This window comes from Arthrobacter sp. NicSoilC5 (assembly GCF_019977395.1).
GTDB lineage: Bacteria > Actinomycetota > Actinomycetes > Actinomycetales > Micrococcaceae > Arthrobacter.
On the sequence record NZ_AP024660.1, the window covers coordinates 80927 to 103083 of the forward strand.

Below are 22157 nucleotides of genomic sequence, written 5' to 3' on the forward strand. Positions count from 1 at the left end.
TGTGAATCTCTCATGAATTTGCGGATAGCACAAGAATTTTGGAAATTCGGGTAATAGCTTCTTTTTGGGAGTGTCCCCAGGCCAGGGGCGGAATGAAATGCGCCGACTAGGCGCCGGGGTGGGCGGCGTGGCAACCTTGATCCGTGAGTAATGTAGAAAACCTGGTGGGCGAGTGGTTGCCGCTGCCCGACGTCGCCCGTTTGTTGGATGTATCAATCACCAAGGTGCACAGCCTTATTGACGAGCGTTCCCTGGCGGCTTTGCGCGTGGGGGACCGGAAAATCCGCTCGGTACCCGCGGAGTTCATCCAGGACGGCCAGGTAGTAGACAGCCTTAAGGGAACCATCGTGGTGCTGGCGGACGCCGGCTATTCAGACGAGGACCTTATTGTGTGGCTGTTTACGCAAGACGAGTCACTGCGTGGCCGCCCCATCGATGCCCTGCGTGAGGGCCGCAAGACGGAAATCAGGCGCAGGGCCCAGACCCTGGCCTGGTAACAGCCCGCTTCAGGAGGCTCGGCTGACCGTCGCTTCGGCCAGCCTCCGGAGGGCGGTTTTGGGCAACTCTTCCAGTTCAAGCCCGTCAAGTGCATCGAAGGCTGCCGAGCCGAATTCATTGATGAGGACTTCGGTGGCCTGGAGCGCTCCGGAGTCCTCGATGATCCGCCGGATCTCCAGGATGTCAGCGTCTGACAGATCCGGGCTGCCCAGGCTGGCATCGATGAATGCCGACTCTTCCGGCGAAGCCTGGTCCAGGGCGAGTGCCACCAAAACCGTCCGCTTTCCTTCGCGCAGGTCGTCGCCGGCCGGCTTCCCGGTGGTCAGCGGATCACCAAACACGCCCAGGACGTCATCGCGGAGCTGGAACGCTTCGCCCAGCGGGAGGGCAAATGCCGAGTAGCCCCGGAGCAGCTCATTGGTGGCCCCGGCCAGGGCCCCACCCAGGGCCAGGGGGTGTTCGGTGGAGTACTTGGCACTCTTGAACCGGATGATCGACTGGGCCCTGCCGACGGCACCGGCCCGGTCCCGGACCGGACCTGCTACTTCTTCCAGGATGTCCAGGTACTGGCCGGCCATGACCTCTGCCCGCATGAGGTTGAAGATGAGCCTGGCCCGGCTGCCCGACGCAGCCCGTTCGCCGATGTCAGTGAACGCCTCTTCGCTGAAGGAAAGGCAAAGGTCGCCCGCAAGGATGGCAGCGGCCTGGCCAAACCGTTCGCTGTCCAGCGCCCAGCCCTGCGCAGTGTGCAGCTGGCTGAAACGGCGGTGCACGCTGGGACCGCCCCGCCGCGTATCCGAACGGTCGATGATGTCATCGTGGATCAGGGCGGCCGCCTGGAACAGTTCAAGTGCGGCACCGGCCGTGACGACCTGGCTGGCCCCCGCCTCGCCGCCTGCGCCCCGCCAGCCCCAGTAGCACATCAGCGCCCGGAGGCGCTTGCCGCCGGTGACCAAATTGGAGATCGAGCCCATGATGGGTTCGATGTCGGGGGAAATGCCGGACATGACCGACTGCCGTGCCGTCAGGAAGCCTGTGAGCTCCCCGGCCACCCCTGCTACAAAGTCGGCCTGTTCATTCCTTAACTGCTCCGCGGCGGTCACTTTACCGACTCAGCAGCCACGTTGGCACCAATGGTGAAGGTGGAGACGCCGGCAGCTTCCACGACGGAGAGATTAACAGTCTCGTTGTCACCGCGGACGAAATCCTTGGATGCCACCCCGCCGACGTTGTCGCCCGGAACGGCCTTGAAACCCTGGCCCTCCAGAACCTTGCTGTAGAAATCGATGACAGAGGCGGTGGGCGCTTTGACGGTTCCCACGAGTGCCGCCGTGGACGGGGAAGACGCCTTGTCAAAGCTGCTGGACACCACCGTTGCACCGGTCATCAGCGGGAGGAGCTGCTGCGGAAAGCCTTCCACCACGGCGCCAACGGTTGCCGAGGTATTGGGCGACGCCGAGGGGCTCGGCGAGGCTGTCAGGGAGGACTGAGTGGCGGCGACGGAAGCGGATTGGGCTGGCTCGGCTTGTCCGGACGGGGCCTGGCTGCAGGCAGCCAAGACCAGCGCTCCGGCGGCGGCAAGCGCGGCGAGGCCAGCCGGCTTGAAGTATCCAATAGCCGTCACGACGACTTTCCTCCTGGTGTTGTGGGGGCGGAACCAGCCTCCAGTTTAGCCAGCCTGCGGTGCTCTCCCGACAAACAAGGGCAGCCCGCACAAACCGATAGGATGGCAGCCGTGGGGCCCGCAGGTATGAACCAGGCATCCGCCGCGCGCCCTCCGGCCCGGCGGCGCACGTGCATCATGCACGTAGACATGGACGCTTTCTTTGTCTCCGTGGAGCTGCGCACGCGCCCCGAACTTCGCGGCAAGCCCGTCATTGTCGGCTTTCCGGGGGAGCGCTCCGTGGTTCTCTCGGGGTCCTACGAAGCCCGGGCGTTTGGCGTCAAATCCGCGATGCCCATGGCCGTGGCCATGCGGATGTGTCCGCAGGCAGTAGTGATCGAACCCCGGCACAAGCTCTACTACGAGGTGTCCGGGCAGCTGATGGCCATCTTTGAATCCATCACGGGACTCGTGGAGCCGCTCAGCGTCGATGAAGCCTTCCTGGACGTTACAGGAGCCCTGCGGCGGCTGGGGCCGCCCAGGGGAATTGGCGAGCTGATCCGGCGCCGGGTCGCAGCGGAACTTGGCATCACCGCCTCAGTCGGGATTGCCGAGACCAAGTTCGTTGCCAAGATCGCGTCCACCCGGTGCAAGCCCGACGGCCTGCTGCTCATCGGACCGGACCAGACCGTGCCCTACCTGCACAGTTTGCCCGTGGGTGCGCTCTGGGGTGTCGGTGCCAAGACCAAAGAGGTCCTGGCAAAGATGGGGATCAGCACCGTGGCGGACGTCGCCGCAACCCCGGTGTCGTCGCTGAAGAAGGTCCTGGGCGCTACGGGGGAGCACGTTCACCAGCTTGCCTGGGGCATCGATCCCCGTCCCGTCACGCCGGTGCGGCTGGAAAAGAGCATCGGAGCGGAAGAGACCTTTGCCACGGATACCGACGACGACGCCCTCCTTCGCCGGGAACTGCTGCGGCTTTCGCACCGGACCGCGGGCCGTCTGCGGAGTTCCGGGATGGTGGCCCGGACCGTGGCACTGAAGCTGCGGTTCGCCGACTTTTCCACGATCACCAGGAGCAGGACCGTCCAGACACCAGTGGACAGCGCCCAATTGATCTACGCGGTGGCACTCCAGCTCCTGGAGTCCGTCGGGACCAGGGCCATGGCCGTCCGGTTGGTGGGGGTCAGGGCCGAGCAGCTCGAGGAAACGGCCCGGACCTCGCTCCAGCTGAGCATTGACCGCAGGGATGACAACTGGCGCGCGGCCGAGCAGGCACTGGACGAGGTGGCGCGCAAATTCGGCAACAAATCGGTCCTTCCGGCCCGCCTGATGGAGCCGGAAAACCGGCCGGGGGACAGCACGCAACGGCCCGCCTGACGGGGTCCGCCGAAGTCATTGCCGTCTTTCAGATCAGCCCTCAACAATCTATCCTTAGAGGTACATAGTTTCGAGTGAATGGACTTACTGCCGGACCCTCTTGGACATGCTTCCGCTCCCGCGACTGCATGCTGGGTTCCCGTTTTGGCAATGGCTGGCCAAGCGGGAACTTTCCAGCAACAGCAGGCGTTCATCGGAGTAGAAGTTATGGCTGGGATCAGCCCGGACGTTGGCCTACAAAAGGAGGTCGTGATGCCGCTGTCGGAGCACGAACAGAAGCTGCTTGAGCAGCTTGAAAAGCAGCTTCACGAGGACGACCCGAAATTTGCGAACTCCATGGGTTCGGACCCGGGGCGTTCATGGTCAACCAGGCATGTGGTCATTGGGGTTCTCGGCGCGTTGGCCGGCGTCTTCCTGCTTCTGGTCGGGGTCACCCTCCAGAACATCTTTGTGGGAGTGCTGGGCTTCGTGGTCATGGGCGGGGGCGTTTACTTCGCCACCATGCGCAGTTCCCGTGGCAAAGCCGGGTCCAAGGCCGGCGGGGGAAAGCCCGGCAAACAAAGGAGTTCGTTTATGAGCAGCCTTGAAGAGCGGTGGGACGAGCGCCGCAGGGGTGAACCCTAGGCACTACGGAAGCCCGGCCGCTATCCGGCTCCAGGCTCCTCCATTTCGCTCCCCCCGCAACAGGGGGCCGCAGGAAAAGACCCGCTCCGGCGGGTCTTTTCCTATTTTAATCGGCAATTCCCCGCAAATTCCGGGGCTCCCGCCGGCTGGCCGAATTCAACCGGCGCCGCGGAGGCCGAAATTTCCTCCACTTCCCACCACCGCATCCAATCCGCGGCATTTCAAGGGACTATTCCCATATTTGGGGGCCGCAACGGCACGTTTTGCGTTGACTGTGGTGGAAAGTGGAGTAATGTGGAGGACATAAGAGGGTGGTTGCAACATAGGGGATGTGCAGTTCCTGACGGCGGACAGGCGGTGGGCCAGTGTTTCTGGGCACTCACTCGCCGCGTCTGGATGAAAAGGGACGGATCATTCTCCCCGCTAAGTTCCGCGAGGAGCTTGCCAGCGGCTTGGTGCTTACAAGGGGCCAGGAGCGTTGCATCTACGTCTTCAGCGAGAAGGAATTTGCGCGGGTCCACGAGCAGATGCGGGAGGCTCCAATCTCCTCCAAGCAGGCACGTGACTACATCCGCGTCTTTCTCTCTGGAGCCTCTGACGAGGTACCTGACAAGCAGGGGCGCGTGACCATTCCACCGGCGCTCCGGGAGTATGCAGGACTCGGAAGGGAACTTGCCGTCATCGGCGCCGGTACCCGCGCCGAGATCTGGGACGCCCAGGCTTGGAATGAATACCTCGCGGAGAAGGAGACGGCCTTTTCCGAAACTGACGATCCCATTCCGGGCATTCTCTGAATTCCGGAACGGGCGGCAGAGGTTTCTTGGATGAGATCTCCAGCCGGCCCATCGGCTGCCAACCTGGCTCACCTTCCCCGGAGCCAGGCGGGCGGAACGGTAGGCGCGGATGGGGATCTGATCCCAGAAGCATCCAGGGGACAACGACGGCGGGAAAGGACCAGGCATGACCGATCAACCCAAGCCCACGTCCGAACGCCATGTACCGGTCCTTCGCGACCGGTGCATCAATTTGTTGGCACCGGGATTCGAAGCGGCACGGCTGCGCGGCGAGACCCCCGTTGCCGTCGACACCACCCTGGGCATGGGCGGGCACTCGGAGGCCATGCTGCAGAGGTTTCCCGACCTCCACCTCATCGGCATCGACCGGGACGAGGAAGCGCTGGCCCTCGCGGGGGAACGGCTTGCTCCGTTCGCCGCCCGGACTGACCTGGTGCACGCCGTGTATGACGAGATCCAGGATGTCCTGGCAGACCTCGGCGTGGCCGAAGCCCACGGAATCCTCATGGACCTGGGTGTCTCGTCCCTGCAGCTGGACGAGCGTGAGCGCGGCTTCGCCTACTCTTTCGACGCGCCGCTGGACATGCGCATGGATACCAGCCGGGGCCAAACCGCCGCGGACGTGGTCAATACGTACAGCGAAGAGGACCTGGTCCGGATCATCCGCAAGTGGGGCGAGGAAAAGTTTGCCGGGCGGATCGCCAACAGGATCGTCTCAGCGCGTGCGGCCAAGCCCTTCACTACCACCGGCGAACTGGTGGAGCAGATCCGTTCCGTGGTTCCGGCGTCCGCTGCGAAGTCCGGTGGACATCCCGCCAAAAGGACCTTCCAGGCTTTGCGGATCGAGGTCAACGAAGAGCTCGACGTCCTGGAACGGGCAGTGCCTGCCGCCGTCGATTCACTGGCCCTCGGCGGCCGCATCGTGGTCATGTCCTACCACTCACTGGAGGACAAGATCGTCAAAGGTGTTTTCCAGTCCCGCTCCAAGTCTTCGGCTCCCCTTGGTTTCCCGGTGGAGCTGGAAGAACACAAGCCCGAACTCAAGACCCTGACCAAAGGCACTGAGGTGCCCACCGCCGTCGAAATCGCCGAAAACCCGCGCGCCGCCTCCGCCAGGCTCCGCGCGGCAGAACGAATCAGAGCCAGGAGAGCTGCATGAGCACCGCCGCCGTCAAGAACTTTCCCGTTGTTTCCGGCAGCTCGGCGCCCGATACGAGGCAGGCAGGCAAACCCGGCGGGGGACAAAAAGCGCGCACACCGCTCTCCGTGGTCCGCTCGGCCCCGCGGAAACGGCGTGCACCCTTCGTCGTGCTGTGCTTTGCCATGCTCGCAGTGGCGCTGGTTGCGGTGTTGGTCCTGAACATCTCGGTGTCCACCGCGCAATACCAGCTGGTGGAGCTGCGTGCCAAGCAGAGCTCGCTGACCAAGGCAAACCAGGACCTTACCCAGCAGGTGCAGAGCTACGAGGCCCCGCAGAACCTCGCGGCCAAGGCCACGGAGCTGGGCATGGTGGCGTCGACCGTGAAGGGCCAGATCGACCTGTCGACACTGTCAGTAACAGGAAAGGCCACCCCCGCGGTCAAGGGCGCGGCAACAGGAGCAGTCATCCCGTCGCCCGCCGTGGCAGGGCAGCTGATCGTGCCGCCGGCGAAGAGCGCGGACGCCAAGGGGGCAGCCGGTGACAAGGCCGCCGCGCCGGCCACCGGCGCCGCTGCTGCCGCGGCTCCCTCCGCCGATGCCGGCCAGGCAGCCGCAGCCCAGGCGGCTGCAGCGGCACAGGCCGCAGCAGCTGCGGCGAAGCCGGCCCCCGAACTTCACGGCGGCTCCGTCCCGGCGCCGCAGCAGAAGGTCCCCGGACAGTAGGCCGGCAGGCAGGTAAGGCAGCAGCGTCGAGCAGCAAGGAAATACACGGTGGCGAAGACGACCGGCACGGCAGGAAAAAGCAAGGTACCCAACGCCACGAAGCGCTTGCGTCTGGGGCTGGGCATCATGCTCACACTCCTGCTGGTGGTGGGCGGAAAGCTGTTCCTGGTCCAGGGGCTCGACGTCGGCGGCATGGCCGAAGCGGCCCTGAACAGCCGGATGACGTCCGCCATCCTGCCGGCCGAGCGGGGCAGCATCCTGGACTCGCGCGGCACCGTCCTGGCCAACAGCGTGATCCGCTACAACATCGTGGTTGACCAGCGCGTCAACACGAAAACCGACTCCTACAAGCGGCTGGAACAAACCGACGGCCACGAAAAGCTGGTGGATGTCAGCCGCGACCAGGCAATCTCCGAACTCGCCTCGGCCCTGGGCATGGACACCAACGCCGTCAGGGACGCCGTCACCGGGCAGCAGCCGTATTACATTGTGGCCAAGGACGTGAAGCCCGACGTTGAGGACCGTATCTCCAAGCTCCAGGTCCCGGGCATCGTGGCCGAAGGCGTGAGCAAGCGTGTCTACCCTAACGGTGCGGTCGCTGGGGGAGTGGTGGGATTCCTCCAGGACGGCACCACCGGGCTGGCAGGCATTGAGCAGACACAGGACGACAAGCTGAAGGGAACGGACGGCAAGCGCCTGTTCGAGATCGGAGCGGACGGGCTGCGCATCCCCGTGGGCCTTGACGAGCTGACCCCGCCCCAGAACGGCAAGGACGTCAAACTCACCCTCAACTCCGACCTGCAGTACTTTGCCCAGCAGGCCATCCAGAGCCAGGCGGACAAACTGAGCGCCGAATGGGGCGTCATCATCGTCATGGACGCCAAGACCGGCAACCTGCTTGCCCTGGCGGACACCAACTCCCCGGATCCCAACAACCCCGGGCTGGTGGCAGCGAAGGACCGCGGCGTCCGCTCCGTGACCGCAGCGTATGAGCCCGGCTCGGTGGAGAAGATGATGACCGCCGCGGCTGTCATCGATGAAGGCCTCGCCAAGCCACTGGACACGTTCACCATTCCGCCCACCTACACCGTGGACGGCCAGACGTTCAGCGACGCGTTTACGCACGGCACCGAGGAACGGACGCTGGCAGGAATCATCGGGTACTCCATGAACACCGGAACCGTGATGGCTGGCCAGCGGCTGAGCAAGGAACAGCGCTACGACTGGCTGAAGAAGTTCGGCATTGGCGAGGCGCCGGACATCGGACTTCCCGCAACGGCATCCGGCATCCTCTCGCCCCCGGACCAGTGGGACGGGCGCCAGCAGTACACCGTCCTGTTCGGGCAGGGCGTTTCGCAGTCCACGCTCCAGACGGTCCGGGCCTACCAGAGCATCGCGAACAACGGCGTGATGCTGCAGCCACGGCTGATCGACTCCTACATTTCCCCGGACGGGACTGAGGAGAAGGTACCGGCACAGCCCTCCCGGCAGGTCGTTTCGGACAGCACGGCCCAGCAGGTCCAGGACATCCTGGAAAGCGCCGTCACCGAGGGCGAAATCAAGGACGCGGGCATCGACGGCTACCGCGTAGGAGCCAAGACGGGTACGTCCGAATCGCCCTGCGACGACGGCAAGTCCGGCTACTGCGGCTACACCGCCTCCATCGTGGGAATGGCGCCGATGGATGATCCGCGGTTTATTGTGGAGGTGGTGCTCCAGCGGCCGAAGGGCAGCATCTACGGCATCACCAACGGACCGGTGTTCCGCTCCGTTATGAGCCAGACGCTGCGGACCTACAACGTCCAGCCTTCAACCGGCGAGCCGGCCAGGATGCCCCAGTACGCCAAATAGCAGCTGTTCCAGGCCGGAAGTACCAGCAGCATCCAGCGCATCACAGTGCCCGGGCCGAACCATGCCGGGCACGCACTAGCACCATCGGAGATTCCCTTGTCAGAGTTCACCACGCCCGGCAGCGATGCTGCCCGGGATGAAAGCGCAGGCCGCTTCCGGCCTGAAGCCGTCGCACCCGTCCCGCTGGCCGCCGTCGGGCAGGCCCTTGGCGTAGCCGTGCCCGCTCCTGCTGCTGACGTGGAAATCACAGGCATATCCCTCAACTCCCGCACCGTGGAGCCCGGCGACCTGTATGTGGCGTTGCCGGGCTCCAGCAGGCATGGCGCCGACTTTGCCAGGGACGCCATCGGCGCCGGGGCGGTGGCCGTCCTGACGGACGACGCCGGTGCGCGCCTGCTTGCCCTGTCCGCGGACACGCCGGTTCCCGTGCTCGTCGTCGCGAAACCCCGCAACGAGGTGGGGCCCCTTTCTTCCATGATCTACCGCAGCCAGTCCGCGGACGGCCGCCCGCTGCAGCTTTTCGGCGTCACCGGCACCAACGGGAAGACCACCACCACCTACTTCATCACCTCGCTGCTGCGTGCCCTTGGCCGGCAGACCGGGCTGATCGGGACCATCGAGATCCTGGCCGGCGGCCAGGCGATTCCCAGCCTCCTCACCACGCCGGAATCGCCCGAGGTCCACGGCCTCATCGCCCTCATGCACGAACGTGGGCTCGACGCCGCGGCCATGGAAGTGTCCTCGCATGCCATCTCCTACCAGCGGGTGGACGGACTTGTCTTCGACGTGGCCGGGTTCACCAACCTGACCCAGGACCACCTGGACCTGCACAACACCATGGAGGAGTACTTCGCCACCAAGGCAGAGCTTTTCACTCCAGGGCGTGCCCGGCAGGCAGTGGTAACGGTCGACGACGAATGGGGCCGGCGGCTGGCCGGCAGCGCCCAGGTGCCGGTCACCACCCTCAGCACCAGCGGCTCAAGCCCGGCGGACTGGACCGTTACCTCGGCCTCACCGCGTGGCCTCGGGACCAGCTTCACCCTCGCGGGTCCGGACGGCGCCGTCCTGGACGTCCACACCGGACTGCCCGGCAGCTTCAACGTCGCGAACGCTGCCCTGGCCGTGCTCATGGTGCTGGCGTCCGGCGTCGGACTCTCCGACCTGCAGGCGGCCCTGGGCCACGCCGACCCCTTCACCGTCGCCGTGCCCGGACGCATGCAGCTGATCTCCGACCGGCCTGCGGCCGTGGTGGACTTTGCGCACAACACCGACGCCCTGGCCAGGGCGCTGGAAGCCGTCAGGTCCCCGGAACCGGACTCGCGCCTGATCGTCGTTTTCGGTGCCACAGGACAGCGGGACCAAGGCAAACGCCCCGCAATGGGTGCCATCGCGGCCCGGCTCGCAGACACCGTAATCATTACCGACGACGACCCGCACGACGAGGACGCGGCAGCGATCCGCGCCGATGTGCTGGCCGGGGCGCGTGATGCCGTGGAGACGGAGTCCCTGGGCGCCGAAGTGCTGGAGGTCTTCCCGCGGGAGGAGGCCATCCGGCATGCCGTGGCCCTGGCACGCCCCCAGGACAGCATTCTCGTCGCGGGACGCGGCCACGAGGTATGGCAGGAAGTGAAGGGCGTTAACCTCGCCCTGGATGACAGGGTTGAACTGCGCACCGCCTTGACAGCCAGGGGATTCAACGTTCTCCAAGACGACCGGATAGAGTCCTAGACCGAGATGATTGCATTTACTGCGGCGGAAATCGCCGAAATCACCAGCGGGCGCCTGGACGCCGATCCCGGAATTACGCCCCTCTCGGTGGTGACGGATTCACGCGAAGCCATCCAGGGTTCGCTTTACGTCGCGAAGCCGGGCGAGCACGCCGACGGCCACGATTTCATTGACGCAGCGTTCGCTGCCGGTGCGGTCCTGGCACTTGTCGAGCGCCCCGTACCCGGCCCCGACGGCACCGCCTACCCCTCCATCATGGTTCCCGACGCCGTCCTGGCGATGGGAGCCCTCGCCGCCGAAGCCGTCCGCCGCATCCGTGCCGCCCGTGCAGAAGCGGGAAGCCAGCTGACGGTTGTGGGCATCACCGGTTCAGCCGGCAAGACCACCACCAAGGACCTGCTGGCCGGAGTCCTGGCAACGCAGGGCAACACCGTGGCGCCCCAGGGCTCCTACAACGGCGAGGTGGGCGTCCCGCTCACGGTCTTCCGGGCGGGCACTGATACCCGCTACCTGGTCATTGAAATGGGGGCCACCGGCATTGGCCACATCCGCTACCTTGCGGAGATGGTCAAGCCGGACATCGGAGTTGTCCTGGCAGTGGGCACCGCACACGCCGGCGAGTTCGGGGGAGTCGGGAACATCGCGCTGGCCAAGGGCGAAATGGTTGAAGGCCTGACCGCCCAGGGAACGGCCATCATCAACCTCGACGACGAACGCGTCGCGGCCATGCGCAGCCGCACCGAGGCCACGGTCCTCGGATTTTCCGCGGAAGGCCGGCAGGACGCCCAGGTGCAGGCCCTGAATGCCGACACCAACGCCGGGGGCAGCCCCGAATTCGATCTCCAACTTCCCGACGGCGCCCCTCCCCGCCACGTGAGCAGCAGGCTCATCGGAGCCCACCACATGGGGAACCTGCTGGCAGCCGCCGCAGCGGCCTGGGCCGCAGGCGTGCCCGGAGACCACATCGCGGAGTCACTGAGCAACCAGGCAGCAGCCAGCCGCTGGCGCATGGAGCGTACCGAGCGGCACGACGGCGTCACCATCATCAACGATGCCTACAACGCCAACCCCGAATCAATGCGGGCAGCCCTTCGCACCCTGGCCGACCTTGGCCGGGGACGGCGCACCTGGGCCGTGCTGGGGGCCATGCTGGAACTCGGTGAGGACTCCATCCGCGAGCACACCGCCGTAGGCACCCAGGTTGTCCGCCTCAACATCTCGCGGCTGCTGGTAGTGGGCCGGGAAGCGAGGGCCCTCTACGTCTCCGCCGTGCAGGAGGGATCCTGGGGCGACGAATGCCTCTTCGCGGAGACGCTCGATGAGGCCTACGACGTCCTGGACGCAGAACTCGAGCCGGGCGACCTGGTGCTGTTCAAGTCCTCCAACAGCGTTGGACTCCGCCATTTGGGCGATCGGATAGCATTACCCCCAGCCCCCACCCCTGCCGACGAAAGGAGCACTCTGCTGTGATTGCTCTATTGATCGGCGCAGGCCTGGCCCTGCTCTTTGCCCTGGTGGGCACCCCGCTGTTCATCCGCCTGCTGGTGCACCGCGGCTACGGCCAGTTCATCCGTGACGACGGCCCCACCTCCCACCACACCAAGCGCGGGACGCCCACCATGGGCGGCACCGTCGTGGTGGCCGCAGTACTGCTGAGTTACGGACTCACCCACCTCATCATGCTGATGATGAACCCCGACTCACCCGGCCCCTCGGCCTCAGCACTCATCCTGCTGTTCCTTATGGTGGGTATGGGCCTGGTGGGTTTCCTGGACGACTTCATCAAGATCTCCCGGCAGCGGAGTTTGGGCCTGAACGCCAAAGCCAAGCTCATCCTCCAGGCGGCCGTCGGCATCGTCTTCGCCATCCTGGCATTGAACTTCCCCAACAGCGCCGGGCTGACGCCGGCGTCGACAAAGATTTCCCTGGTCCGCGACCTGCCCTGGCTCGACCTCGCCTTTGGCGGCACCGTCCTCGGCGCGATTCTGTTCGTCATCTGGTCCAACCTGATCGTCACCGCAGCCACGAACGGGGTGAACCTGACCGACGGATTGGACGGCCTTGCCGCCGGTGCCTCCATCATGGTCTTCGGCGCCTACACCCTTATGGGCATCTGGCAGAGCAACCAGGCCTGCGGTTCCCCCCGGGAGGCCGGCAGCGGCTGCTACCTCGTCAGGGACCCGCTGGACCTCGCCCTTCTGGCGGCCATCCTCAGCGCCGCCCTGGTGGGGTTCCTCTGGTGGAACACCTCCCCGGCGAAGATCTTCATGGGCGACACGGGGTCGCTGGCCATCGGCGGCGCCGTAGCCGGATTCGCCATCCTGTCCCGCACCGAACTGTTGCTGGGCATCGTGGGTGGCCTCTTTGTGCTGATCACGCTGTCCGTCATCATCCAGGTGGGCTACTTCAAGGCAACCGGCGGTAAACGTGTGTTCAAGATGGCGCCGCTGCAGCACCACTTTGAGTTGAAGGGCTGGGCCGAAGTGACCGTCGTCGTCCGGTTCTGGATCCTTGGCGGACTCTTCGTCGCCGTTGGCCTGGGCATCTTCTACGCTGAATGGGTTGTACTGCTGTGACCGTTTCCCCCCGCCTGGCAAACCTTGTCTCCTGGGACTCCGACTGGGCCGGCCTGCGCGTCGCCGTGACGGGCATCGGCGTCTCCGGCTTCGCGGCCGCGGACACCCTGATCGAGCTCGGCGCCCGCGTCGTGGTGGTGGACGCCGCCACCAGCGACACCGCACGTGCACACGCCGACACCCTGAAAATCGTCGGCGCCGCCGATGTCCTGCTGGGCCCTGACGCGGTGACCCACCTCCCACGGATCGACGGCGAACTGCCGGAACTGATCGTGACCTCGCCCGGGTGGCGCCCAGACCAGGCCCTCCTGGCGGCCGCGGCACGGAAGCACATCCCGGTGTGGGGCGACGTCGAACTCGCCTGGCGCGTGCGGATCAGGGAAGGCCGGAAGACGGCCGACTGGCTGGCCATCACCGGCACCAACGGCAAGACCACCACGGTGGGACTCACGGAATCGATGCTGCGGGCCGCAGGACTCAAAGCCATCGCTGTGGGCAACGTGGGCACCCCCATCCTTGATGCCCTTCGGGATCCCGTGGAGTACGACGTCTTCGCGGTGGAACTTTCCAGCTTCCAGCTGCACTGGACGGAATCGGTGTCGCCTGTTGCCAGCGTCTGCCTCAACGTGGCCGAAGACCACGTTGACTGGCACGGCTCCTATGATTCCTACCTGGCCGACAAGGCGAAGGTCTACGAGCGGACCCAAAAAGCCTGCATCTACAACGCCGAGCAGGTGGAAACCGAACGCATGGTGGAAAACGCCGACGTGGTGGAGGGCTGCCGCGCCGTTGGCTTCACCACACTGACGCCGGCCATCAGCATGCTCGGAGTGGTGGAAGGGCTGCTGGTGGACCGGGCCTTCATCGAAGAACGCAAGGACAGCGCAGCCGAACTCGCCTCCATGGCCGACCTTGGACCGCTGGCCCCGCGCCACATGGTGGCCAACGCCCTTGCCGCGGCCGGCCTGGTGCGCGCCTACGGCGTGGAGCCCAAGGCTGTGCGCCAGGGCATCCTGGACTACGTGCCCGGCGACCACCGCATCCAGCCTGTGGCCCGCCTGAACGGTGTCCTGTGGGTCAACGACTCCAAAGCCACCAACCCCCATGCCGCGTCGGCATCCCTGTCAGCTTTCAGCAACGTGGTCTGGATTGCCGGCGGCCTCTCAAAAGGCGTGAGCTATGACGACCTGGTGCGGGATCACGCAGCGCGGCTCAAGGCCGTGGTCCTGATCGGAACAGACACGTCGCACCTCCGCGAAGCCCTCCAGCGACACGCGCCGGATGTCCCGGTGATCGAACCGGGGGCAGGTGACACTGAAGGAGTGGAGACTGCTTCGGCGCCCGGCGGCACCACTGCCGGTACCCCCGGCAACGGAGAACAGGTGATGTCCTGGGCCGTTGCGTCTGCGGCCCGGCTCGCCGAATCCGGCGATACCGTGCTCATGGCTCCGGCAGCTGCTTCCATGGATCAGTTCTCTTCCTACGCTCACCGTGGTGGTACTTTCATCGACGCTGTCCGCGAGCTGGTGGAAGGGCAGGCCCAGACCGGCGAGGAGTAACAATGGTCAGCACGCCCACCCGGCAGCAGGGTGTTAAGCCGAAGGGCGCCAAAGCCCGCCCCGGCTCAACCGCCATCCGGCAGCCCGCCGCGGCCGGCGCAAAACTGCGGACCTTGTACCGCCGGTTCTGGTCCGCGCTTGAGGGCACGGGCAAGTCCCGGAACGGCTCCACCTACTACCTCATCCTTGGTGCCACCCTGGCCCTGACCGCCATTGGCATCATGATGGTCCTCTCCGCCTCGAGCGTTGAATCAATCGCCGCCGGCAAGTCCCCTTATGGCGATGCCCTCAAGCAGGGAGTCTTCGCCGCGATCGGCATCTTCACCATGTTCGTGCTCTCACGCATCAACGTTGTCTGGCTGAAGCGCCTCGCCTGGCCCGCCGTGGGGGCAGCCGTCCTGCTCCTGGGCCTGGTCCAGGTGGTGGGCACCGAGATCAACGGCAACCGGAACTGGATCGACCTTGGCGGCATCACCTTCCAGCCCTCCGAGGCGGCCAAACTGGCCCTTGCCCTCTGGCTGGCCACGGTGCTGGCCCGAAAGGGCAAGCTGCTGGGCAAATGGCAGCACGTGCTGGTACCCGCCATACCCATGGCAGCCATCGTCATCGTCCTGATTCTGGTGGGCAACGACCTGGGGACTGCCATGATCATCATGATGATCATGGCAGCGGCCCTGTTCTTCGCCGGCGTTCCGCTCTACCTGTTCGGCATCGCAGGCATCATCGCCGCCGCCGGCACCGCAGTCATGGCCGTCACCTCTTCAAACCGCATGTGCCGCATCACCTCCTGGTGGACCGGCCAGTCCTGCGCGGACGGAATTGACGCCAACTACCAGGCCACCAACGGCATGTACGGCCTGGCATCCGGAGGCTGGCTGGGCGTAGGCCTCGGGCAGAGCCGGCAAAAGTACAGCTGGATTCCCGAAGCCCACAACGACTTCATCTTCGCCATCATCGGCGAGGAACTCGGCCTGGTGGGCACCGTCGTCGTCCTGATCCTCTTCGCCATCCTCGGCGCTGCCATTTACCGCGTGGTGGTGGCACAGGAGGACATGTTCCACCGGGTCCTTGCCGGCACCATCATGGTCTGGCTGCTGGGCCAGGCCACCGTGAACATGTCCGTGGTCACCGGCCTCATGCCCGTCATCGGTGTTCCGCTGCCGTTTATCTCCTACGGCGGTTCGGCCCTGCTGATGTCGCTGTGTGCGGTGGGGGTGGTCCTCTCCCTGGCCCGGGAGCAGATGGCGCCTGCCATGCGACCCAAGCGGATGCTGAAGTTCAAGCTCCGGCCGGGGCGGGACAAGAACCAACCAAAGAATTCCAGAAAGCGTGCCTAACCCCAGATGACACCGACACAACCTTCCATCGTCCTGGCCGGTGGCGGAACAGCCGGCCATATCAGCCCGTTGCTTGCCATCGCGGCGGCCCTGCGCAGCGAAGCCCCCGGCGCTTCAATCCTGGCGGTCGGAACGCCGTCGGGAATGGAAACCCGGCTGGTTCCCGCCGCCGGCGTCCAGCTGGCCACGATCGACCGGGTGCCGTTTCCCCGCAGGCCATCCGCTGACCTGCTCCGCCTGCCGGCCCGGCTCGCCGGTGCCGTCCGGCAGGCCGGCGCCATCCTGGACCGGGCGCACGCCGACGTGCTGGTGGGCGTCGGCGGATACGTCTGCACGCCCATGTACCTGGCGGCGCGGAAGCGCGGCATACCCCTGGTGATCCATGAGGCGAACGCCCGGCCGGGACTGGCCAACCGGGTGGGGGCCTTCCTCAAGGGCCGGGTGGCTGTGGCTTTCGAGGGCACTCCGCTCCGCAACGCGGTGCACGTGGGCATGCCCATGCGCAAGGAGATTTCCGGCCTGGACCGGAAGACTGCCCGCACCGCCGCACGCGAGGCCCTTGGGCTGGATCCCCACCAGCCCACCCTGATCGTCACCGGCGGGTCCTCCGGCGCGCAGAGCATCAACCGGACCATCGCAGCCTCCGTGGCCCTCCTTGCGGAGGCCGGTATCCAGACCCTCCACGTCACCGGCCGCGGAAAAACCGTCCTGGACCCGGCCGGGCAGCCCCTTGCCGCTGAGGGTTACCGGCAGGTGGAATACATCGACGGCATGGAACGTGCCTACGCCGCGGCCGACCTCCTGCTGGCCCGGTCCGGGGCTGCCACGGTCTGTGAAGTCGCTGCCGTCGGCGTACCGGCAGTCCTGGTGCCCCTGCCCATCGGCAACGGGGAGCAGGCACTGAACGCAGCGGGCCTGGTCTCCGCAGGAGGCGCAGTACTCGTTGCCGACCGTGACTTCACTCCGGAATGGGTTGCGCGCGAGCTGGTTCCGCTGATCACCGATAAAGCACGGCTTGCCGCCATGGAAGCGAAGTCCTACCGGCTCGGCATCCGAAACGCCGACCAGCGCATGGCTGGTCTTGTCCTGGAAGCGGTATCTGCATGAACGCCCATAACACCCCCGGCCTGGAATCCCTTGGCAAGGTGCACTTCATCGGCATTGGGGGAGTAGGAATGTCTGCCGTGGCCCGCATCATGGTGGCGCGCGGCGTCCCGGTCAGCGGCTCCGACGCCAAGGACCTGCCCGTCATGGCGGACCTCGCCGCGGCCGGTGCACGCATCGCCGTCGGGTACGCCGCCGGCAACCTGGCGGACGCGCAGACCGTGGTGGCCGGATCGGCAATCCGTGAAGACAACCCCGAACTGGCGGCAGCCCGCACGGCGGGCCTGCCCGTGCTGCACCGGTCCCAGGCGCTGGCCGCCACCATGGGTGATGACACCGTGGTCACGGTGGCCGGAACGCACGGCAAGTCGACCACCACGTCCATGGTCACCGTGCTGCTGCAGGCGGCGGGCCTGGACCCGTCGTTCGCGGTCGGCGCCAACATCCCCGCGCTTGGCGTCAACGCCGCGCATGGCACGTCCGGCATCTTCGTGGCCGAGGCCGACGAATCCGACGGATCCTTCCTGAACTACCGGCCCCGCATCGCCGTCGTCACCAACGTGGAGCCCGACCACCTTGACTACTACGGCACGGCCGAAGCCGTGTACGAGTCCTTCGACCGCTTCACGGCGCTGCTGCCCGCGGACGGCCTCCTGGTGGCCTGCGCGGACGACGCCGGGGCGCTGGCCCTGGCCGAGCGCACCAGGGCCAGGGGCAACACCCGGGTGCTCCTGTACGGCACCAGCGAGGCCGCGGACGTCCGGCTGCACGACGACGGCCCGGGCCACGTCGCGGTATCGGCACACGGCGCCCGGTACGGGCTGTCACTGCAGGTACCAGGCCGCCACAACGCGCTGAACGCGGCCGCCGCCTTCGCCGTCGCCCTTGAACTCGGCGTGGACCCGGCCGCTGCCGCCGCCGGCCTGGCCCACTTCGCCGGCGCCTCGCGGCGCTTCGAACTGAAGGGATCGGTACGGGGCGTCCGGGTCTTCGACGACTACGCCCACCACCCCACGGAAGTCCGTGCCGCCCTCACCGCCGCGCGTTCGGTGGCAGGCGGCCACAAGGTCCACGTCCTGTTCCAGCCGCACCTGTTTTCCCGCACCCGGGAGTTCGCGGCGCAGTTCGCAGACGCCCTCAACCTTGCCGATACCGCCCTGGTCCTGGACATCTACCCCGCCAGGGAGGATCCCATTCCGGGCGTCACCAGCCAGCTCATAGCCGACCACCTCACAGCGGGCGGACGGCTGGCAGAGGGAGCCGACGCCGTCGAAACCCTGACCAAGGCCGCCGCGGACGGGGACGTCGTCCTGACCGTCGGTGCCGGTGATGTCACGTCTTACGGCCCACGGATTGTGGAGGCGCTGCGTGCCTAGCTCCCGCCGTCCCACCTACGCCCCGCCCCGGCGGAATGGCCGCCCAGACGCAGCGCCTGCGGAAAGTGCGGAGAAAGAGCCCCGATCGTCCGGGACGCCGGGCGCCTCCACAGGTGGCGATGTGATCACGGCATCCCGCAGCATCCCGGACCAGGCGCCGGCGCACAAGCCGGCGAAGGCGGAGAAACCTTCCGGGGCAACGGTGCTGGCGTTCCCCGAGCCCAAAGGCCGGCGCCGCAGGAAGAAAGTCCTGGCAGCTGCCGGAACAGTGGTTGCGCTGGTGGTGGGACTGCTGGCAGCCGCCATCTATTCGCCGGCCCTGGCCCTGCAGACCATCTCGGTGACGGGCACGCACTTCGTCACCCCGGCCCAGGTGCAGACGGCGCTGGAGCCACTGCGCGGCAAGCCGCTGCCCCAGATCAGCGACGACGACGTCCGCGGGCTCCTCCGCTCTTTGGTCCAGGTCAAATCCGTGTCCGTCGAGGCCCGGCCGCCGTCCACCCTCGCCGTTGCCGTGCATGAGCGGGTGCCCGTGGCGCTGGTCAAGCAGGGGGAGCAGTACCAGCTGGTGGACGTCGACGGCGTCCAGCTGGCCACCACCGACGATCCAGCGACGGCATCGCTGCCGGTCATCGACGGCGGTGCCGGTGCGATCGGACAGGACCTGTTCCGCGCCACGGCCGCAGTGCTGGGTGCCCTGCCGGCCGACGTCCTGGCGAAGCTGTCCAACGCGTCCGCGCAGTCCGTCGATGCCGTGGAACTCAAGCTCGTTGACGGCCAGACAATCGTGTGGGGCAACGCCTCGGAGAAGGAGCTCAAGGCCAAGGTCCTGGCCGCCCTCCTCAAGGCTCCGGCGGACCCTAAGAACCCGGTCAGGGTCTACGATGTCAGTGTGCCCCGGCACCCCGTGACGCGCTGAGCGCTTTCTTTCCCGGTATTAATCCGACACGCGGACCCGGTTATTGAATGTCGGAACCAGAGGAAATACCGTCACAGACAAGAGTTACTTGACATAACTCTAACCTTCAACCGGAGGGTTAGGGTTTAGGGTTTCAAGCTCACCATCAGTTTTCGCAATAAGACACGAACAAGGGACACGTAACGTGGCAGCTCCGCAGAATTACTTGGCCGTCATCAAAGTCGTCGGCATCGGCGGCGGTGGCGTGAACGCAGTCAACCGCATGATCGAGGTCGGCCTCAGGGGTGTTGAATTCATCGCCATCAACACCGACGCCCAGGCCCTGCTCATGAGCGACGCCGACGTGAAGCTCGACGTCGGACGCGAGCTGACCCGTGGCCTCGGTGCAGGCGCCAACCCCGAGGTAGGCAAGCAGGCCGCCGAGGACCATGCGGACGAGATCGAGGAAGTCCTCCGTGGCGCCGACATGGTCTTCGTCACCGCCGGTGAGGGTGGCGGCACGGGCACCGGTGGCGCGCCCGTCGTCGCCCGGATCGCCCGTTCGCTCGGTGCCCTGACCATTGGCGTGGTCACCCGTCCCTTCACCTTCGAAGGCCGCCGCCGCGCCGGTTCGGCAGAGGCAGGCATCGACGCCCTGCGCGACGAGGTGGATACCCTCATCGTGATCCCCAACGACCGCCTGCTGTCCATCAGCGACCGCAACGTGTCCGTCCTTGACGCGTTCCGCTCCGCCGACCAGGTCCTGCTGTCCGGTGTCCAGGGCATCACCGACCTCATCACCACCCCCGGCCTGATCAACCTTGACTTCGCGGACGTCAAGTCCGTCATGCAGGGTGCCGGCTCGGCCCTCATGGGCATCGGTTCGGCCCGCGGTGAAGACCGCGCCGTGAAGGCGGCCGAACTGGCCATTGCCTCGCCGCTGCTGGAAGCATCCATCGACGGCGCCCACGGCGTGCTGCTGTCCATCCAGGGTGGCTCGGACCTGGGCCTGTTTGAAATCAACGAGGCTGCCCGCCTGGTCCAGGAAGTGGCCCACCCCGAGGCAAACATCATTTTCGGTGCCGTCATCGACGACGCCCTGGGCGATGAAGCACGCGTCACCGTGATTGCCGCGGGTTTTGACGACGTCAAGGCCACCTCGCCCTCCATGGACCAGTCCCAGCCGCAGGCCGCGCCCCAGCGGCCGGCCGCCCCTGCTGCTGCTCCGGCTTCGGCGCACCCGCAGAGCGGAAACCACCAGGGCAACGGGAACCACCAGCAGAACGTCCAGCCGATCCACGCAGGCGTCGGCGCTGCCGGACTCAGCAACTGGGGTCAGCAGCGCCCGCAGGCCGTTCCGGCGGACTCCGGCTTCGACGTCGACCTGCCGTCCGTGGTGGAGCCGGACATGACCGGCACCCACCCGGATGACCTGGATGTTCCCGACTTCCTGAAGTAGGCAGCGGCTTGTTCCATTGGCGTGCCGACATCCTCCCGGGGGTGTCGGCCGCATTTACCGATGCGGGGGCGGGAAACCTCGCCCTGCACGTGGGGGACGATCCCGCCTCGGTCCAGGAGCGCCGGTCGCGCCTGGAAGAGTCCATCGCGGCGGCGCCCGGCTCGCTGCGCTTCATGAACCAGGTCCACGGCAACACCGTGGCGATCATGGAGGCCGGGTCACCTGCCCCTGAGGCCGATGCCATGGTGTCCCGTGGGCTGCCCCTGGCGGTCATGGTGGCGGACTGCATTCCGGTGCTGCTGGCGGGGGAGTCCGCACACGGGCCCGTCCTTGCCGCCGTGCATGCCGGGCGCCCCGGCATCGCAAACGGTGTCCTCCCGGCTGCCGTGGACGGCATGAAGTCGCTGGGTGCGTCCCGGATCCGTGCCTGGCTGGGACCATCGATCTGCGGGTCCTGCTACGAAGTCCCCGCAGCCCTGCGCGAGGAGGTGTCGGCCCTGGTTCCGGAGACGCGGAGCACCACCGCCTGGGGAACACCGGGGCTGGACCTTCCCGCCGGCGCACGCGCCCAGCTGGAGGCTTCCGGCGTCGAGGTGGAGTACGCCGGTTCGTGCACGCTGGAGACGGAAACGCTCTATTCGTACCGGCGGGACCGGAACACGGGCCGCTTCGCCGGCCTGGTCTGGTGCCATGACTGAGCGGCCGGGCAGCGGGCAGGGAAGTGATCCCCGCAGCGCGGAACTCGCCGAACGGCTCGCCGTGGTGCGGAAGCGGATCGCCGATGCCGCCGGCACCGCCGGCCGCAGTGACCGTCCGCCCTCGCTGATCGTGGTCACCAAGTTCCACCCGGCAGAGGACATCCGGCGCCTGGCCGCCCTCGGAATCACCGACGTCGGCGAGAACCGGGACCAGGAGGCTGCTGCCAAGGCGCTGGAGCTCGCCGATCTGGACCTGACCTGGCACTTCGTTGGCCAGCTGCAGACAAAGAAGGCCAAATCCGTGGCGCGCTACGCGGCCGCGGTCCACTCTGTGGACCGGCCGCAGCTCGTGGATGCGCTGGCAAAGGCTGTGCGGAACGAGATGGACTCCAACGGCCGGTCCCCGCTGGACTGCTTCATCCAGGTCAGCCTTGAGGAAAGAGAACACGACGGTGACGGCGGCACGCACCGTGGCGGGGCAGTCCCCGCCGACGTGCACCTCCTGGCAGAGCGGATCGCCGCGGCTGACAGCCTGAACCTGGCCGGCGTCATGGCTGTTGCGCCGCTGGGAGCGCCGCCTGAACCGGCGTTCGAAAAGCTCGCCGGGATTTCCGCCCGGCTGGTCGCAGCGTACCCCGGAGCCACCGGCATCTCGGCAGGCATGAGCCAGGACCTGGAGGCGGCCATCAGGTTCGGGGCGACACACCTGCGAATCGGTTCCGATATTCTCGGTTCCCGTCCTGCCGTGGGGTAGCGTCGGACCTATTGGAAGTGATGGGCGGGGGACTCCAGTGCTGTCAAATCATTGG

20 protein-coding genes are annotated in these 22157 nt (G+C 66.5%); 18 read left to right on the forward strand and 2 right to left on the reverse strand.

The window, feature by feature from the left end; genetic code table 11:
• The first annotated feature begins 143 nt into the window (after window positions 1-143).
• A complete protein-coding gene (locus tag LDO22_RS00355) occupies window positions 144-497 on the forward strand; it encodes an Rv2175c family DNA-binding protein (RefSeq protein ID WP_201302431.1) in 354 nt (117 codons plus the stop codon).
• 9 nt (window positions 498-506) lie between these two features.
• Here the strand turns inward: LDO22_RS00355 and LDO22_RS00360 are convergent, their stop codons facing one another.
• Complete coding sequence (locus LDO22_RS00360; protein WP_224025668.1) at window positions 507-1601, reverse strand: polyprenyl synthetase family protein; 1095 nt, start codon at window positions 1599-1601, stop codon at window positions 507-509.
• Entirely contained in the window at window positions 1598-2122 is a 525-nt protein-coding gene (locus LDO22_RS00365) for a hypothetical protein (protein WP_159632250.1), read from the reverse strand. Before LDO22_RS00365 ends, LDO22_RS00360 begins: the two co-directional genes overlap by 4 nt.
• 126 nt (window positions 2123-2248) lie before the next feature.
• On the opposite strand from LDO22_RS00365, the gene dinB reads away from it, so the two are divergent.
• From dinB to LDO22_RS00450, 17 genes are all read left to right on the forward strand, one after another.
• Complete coding sequence (dinB, locus tag LDO22_RS00370) at window positions 2249-3481, forward strand: DNA polymerase IV (protein WP_159635567.1); 1233 nt, start codon at window positions 2249-2251, stop codon at window positions 3479-3481.
• Between the two features lie 252 nt (window positions 3482-3733).
• Window positions 3734-4105, forward strand: a complete 372-nt coding sequence (locus tag LDO22_RS00375; protein ID WP_159632249.1) for a DUF3040 domain-containing protein — start codon at window positions 3734-3736, stop codon at window positions 4103-4105.
• Between the two features lie 365 nt (window positions 4106-4470).
• Entirely contained in the window at window positions 4471-4899 is a 429-nt protein-coding gene (mraZ, locus tag LDO22_RS00380) for a division/cell wall cluster transcriptional repressor MraZ (RefSeq protein WP_018763545.1), read from the forward strand.
• Window positions 4900-5065: 166 nt separating this feature from the next.
• On the forward strand, window positions 5066-6058 hold the full coding sequence (gene rsmH, locus LDO22_RS00385; protein WP_159632248.1) for a 16S rRNA (cytosine(1402)-N(4))-methyltransferase RsmH: 993 nt from the start codon (window positions 5066-5068) through the stop codon (window positions 6056-6058).
• Window positions 6055-6762 carry a hypothetical protein gene (locus tag LDO22_RS00390; RefSeq protein ID WP_224025669.1) on the forward strand — a complete coding sequence of 236 codons (708 nt, stop codon included), beginning with the start codon at window positions 6055-6057 and terminating at the stop codon, window positions 6760-6762. The genes rsmH and LDO22_RS00390 overlap by 4 nt, the downstream gene beginning before the upstream one ends.
• A gap of 48 nt (window positions 6763-6810) precedes the next feature.
• Entirely contained in the window at window positions 6811-8613 is a 1803-nt protein-coding gene (locus LDO22_RS00395) for a penicillin-binding protein 2 (RefSeq protein WP_224025670.1), read from the forward strand.
• A gap of 96 nt (window positions 8614-8709) precedes the next feature.
• A complete protein-coding gene (locus LDO22_RS00400; RefSeq protein WP_224025671.1) occupies window positions 8710-10341 on the forward strand; it encodes a UDP-N-acetylmuramoyl-L-alanyl-D-glutamate--2,6-diaminopimelate ligase in 1632 nt (543 codons plus the stop codon).
• A gap of 6 nt (window positions 10342-10347) precedes the next feature.
• Window positions 10348-11811 carry a UDP-N-acetylmuramoyl-tripeptide--D-alanyl-D-alanine ligase gene (gene murF / locus LDO22_RS00405; RefSeq protein ID WP_159632244.1) on the forward strand — a complete coding sequence of 488 codons (1464 nt, stop codon included), beginning with the start codon at window positions 10348-10350 and terminating at the stop codon, window positions 11809-11811.
• Window positions 11808-12917 carry a phospho-N-acetylmuramoyl-pentapeptide-transferase gene (mraY, locus tag LDO22_RS00410; RefSeq protein ID WP_159632243.1) on the forward strand — a complete coding sequence of 370 codons (1110 nt, stop codon included), beginning with the start codon at window positions 11808-11810 and terminating at the stop codon, window positions 12915-12917. Before murF ends, mraY begins: the two co-directional genes overlap by 4 nt.
• The gene (gene murD, locus LDO22_RS00415; RefSeq protein WP_224025672.1) at window positions 12899-14476 is read left to right on the forward strand and encodes a UDP-N-acetylmuramoyl-L-alanine--D-glutamate ligase; all 1578 of its coding nucleotides are present in this window, start codon (window positions 12899-12901) and stop codon (window positions 14474-14476) included. Before mraY ends, murD begins: the two co-directional genes overlap by 19 nt.
• A gap of 2 nt (window positions 14477-14478) precedes the next feature.
• On the forward strand, window positions 14479-15813 hold the full coding sequence (ftsW, locus tag LDO22_RS00420; RefSeq protein ID WP_224025673.1) for a putative lipid II flippase FtsW: 1335 nt from the start codon (window positions 14479-14481) through the stop codon (window positions 15811-15813).
• 6 nt (window positions 15814-15819) lie between these two features.
• Window positions 15820-16920 (forward strand): undecaprenyldiphospho-muramoylpentapeptide beta-N-acetylglucosaminyltransferase, encoded by a 1101-nt coding sequence (gene murG / locus LDO22_RS00425; RefSeq protein WP_224025674.1) that lies wholly within the window; start codon window positions 15820-15822, stop codon window positions 16918-16920.
• A complete protein-coding gene (gene murC, locus LDO22_RS00430; RefSeq protein ID WP_224025675.1) occupies window positions 16917-18293 on the forward strand; it encodes a UDP-N-acetylmuramate--L-alanine ligase in 1377 nt (458 codons plus the stop codon). Before murG ends, murC begins: the two co-directional genes overlap by 4 nt.
• A gap of 121 nt (window positions 18294-18414) precedes the next feature.
• Window positions 18415-19212 carry an FtsQ-type POTRA domain-containing protein gene (locus LDO22_RS00435; RefSeq protein ID WP_307489690.1) on the forward strand — a complete coding sequence of 266 codons (798 nt, stop codon included), beginning with the start codon at window positions 18415-18417 and terminating at the stop codon, window positions 19210-19212.
• Window positions 19213-19396: 184 nt separating this feature from the next.
• Window positions 19397-20650, forward strand: coding sequence for a cell division protein FtsZ (ftsZ, locus tag LDO22_RS00440; RefSeq protein WP_159632237.1), 1254 nt, complete (start codon window positions 19397-19399; stop codon window positions 20648-20650).
• Window positions 20651-20658: 8 nt separating this feature from the next.
• On the forward strand, window positions 20659-21348 hold the full coding sequence (locus tag LDO22_RS00445; protein ID WP_224025677.1) for a polyphenol oxidase family protein: 690 nt from the start codon (window positions 20659-20661) through the stop codon (window positions 21346-21348).
• Window positions 21341-22102, forward strand: a complete 762-nt coding sequence (locus LDO22_RS00450) for a YggS family pyridoxal phosphate-dependent enzyme (RefSeq protein ID WP_224025678.1) — start codon at window positions 21341-21343, stop codon at window positions 22100-22102. The genes LDO22_RS00445 and LDO22_RS00450 overlap by 8 nt, the downstream gene beginning before the upstream one ends.
• Window positions 22103-22157 lie beyond the last annotated feature (55 nt).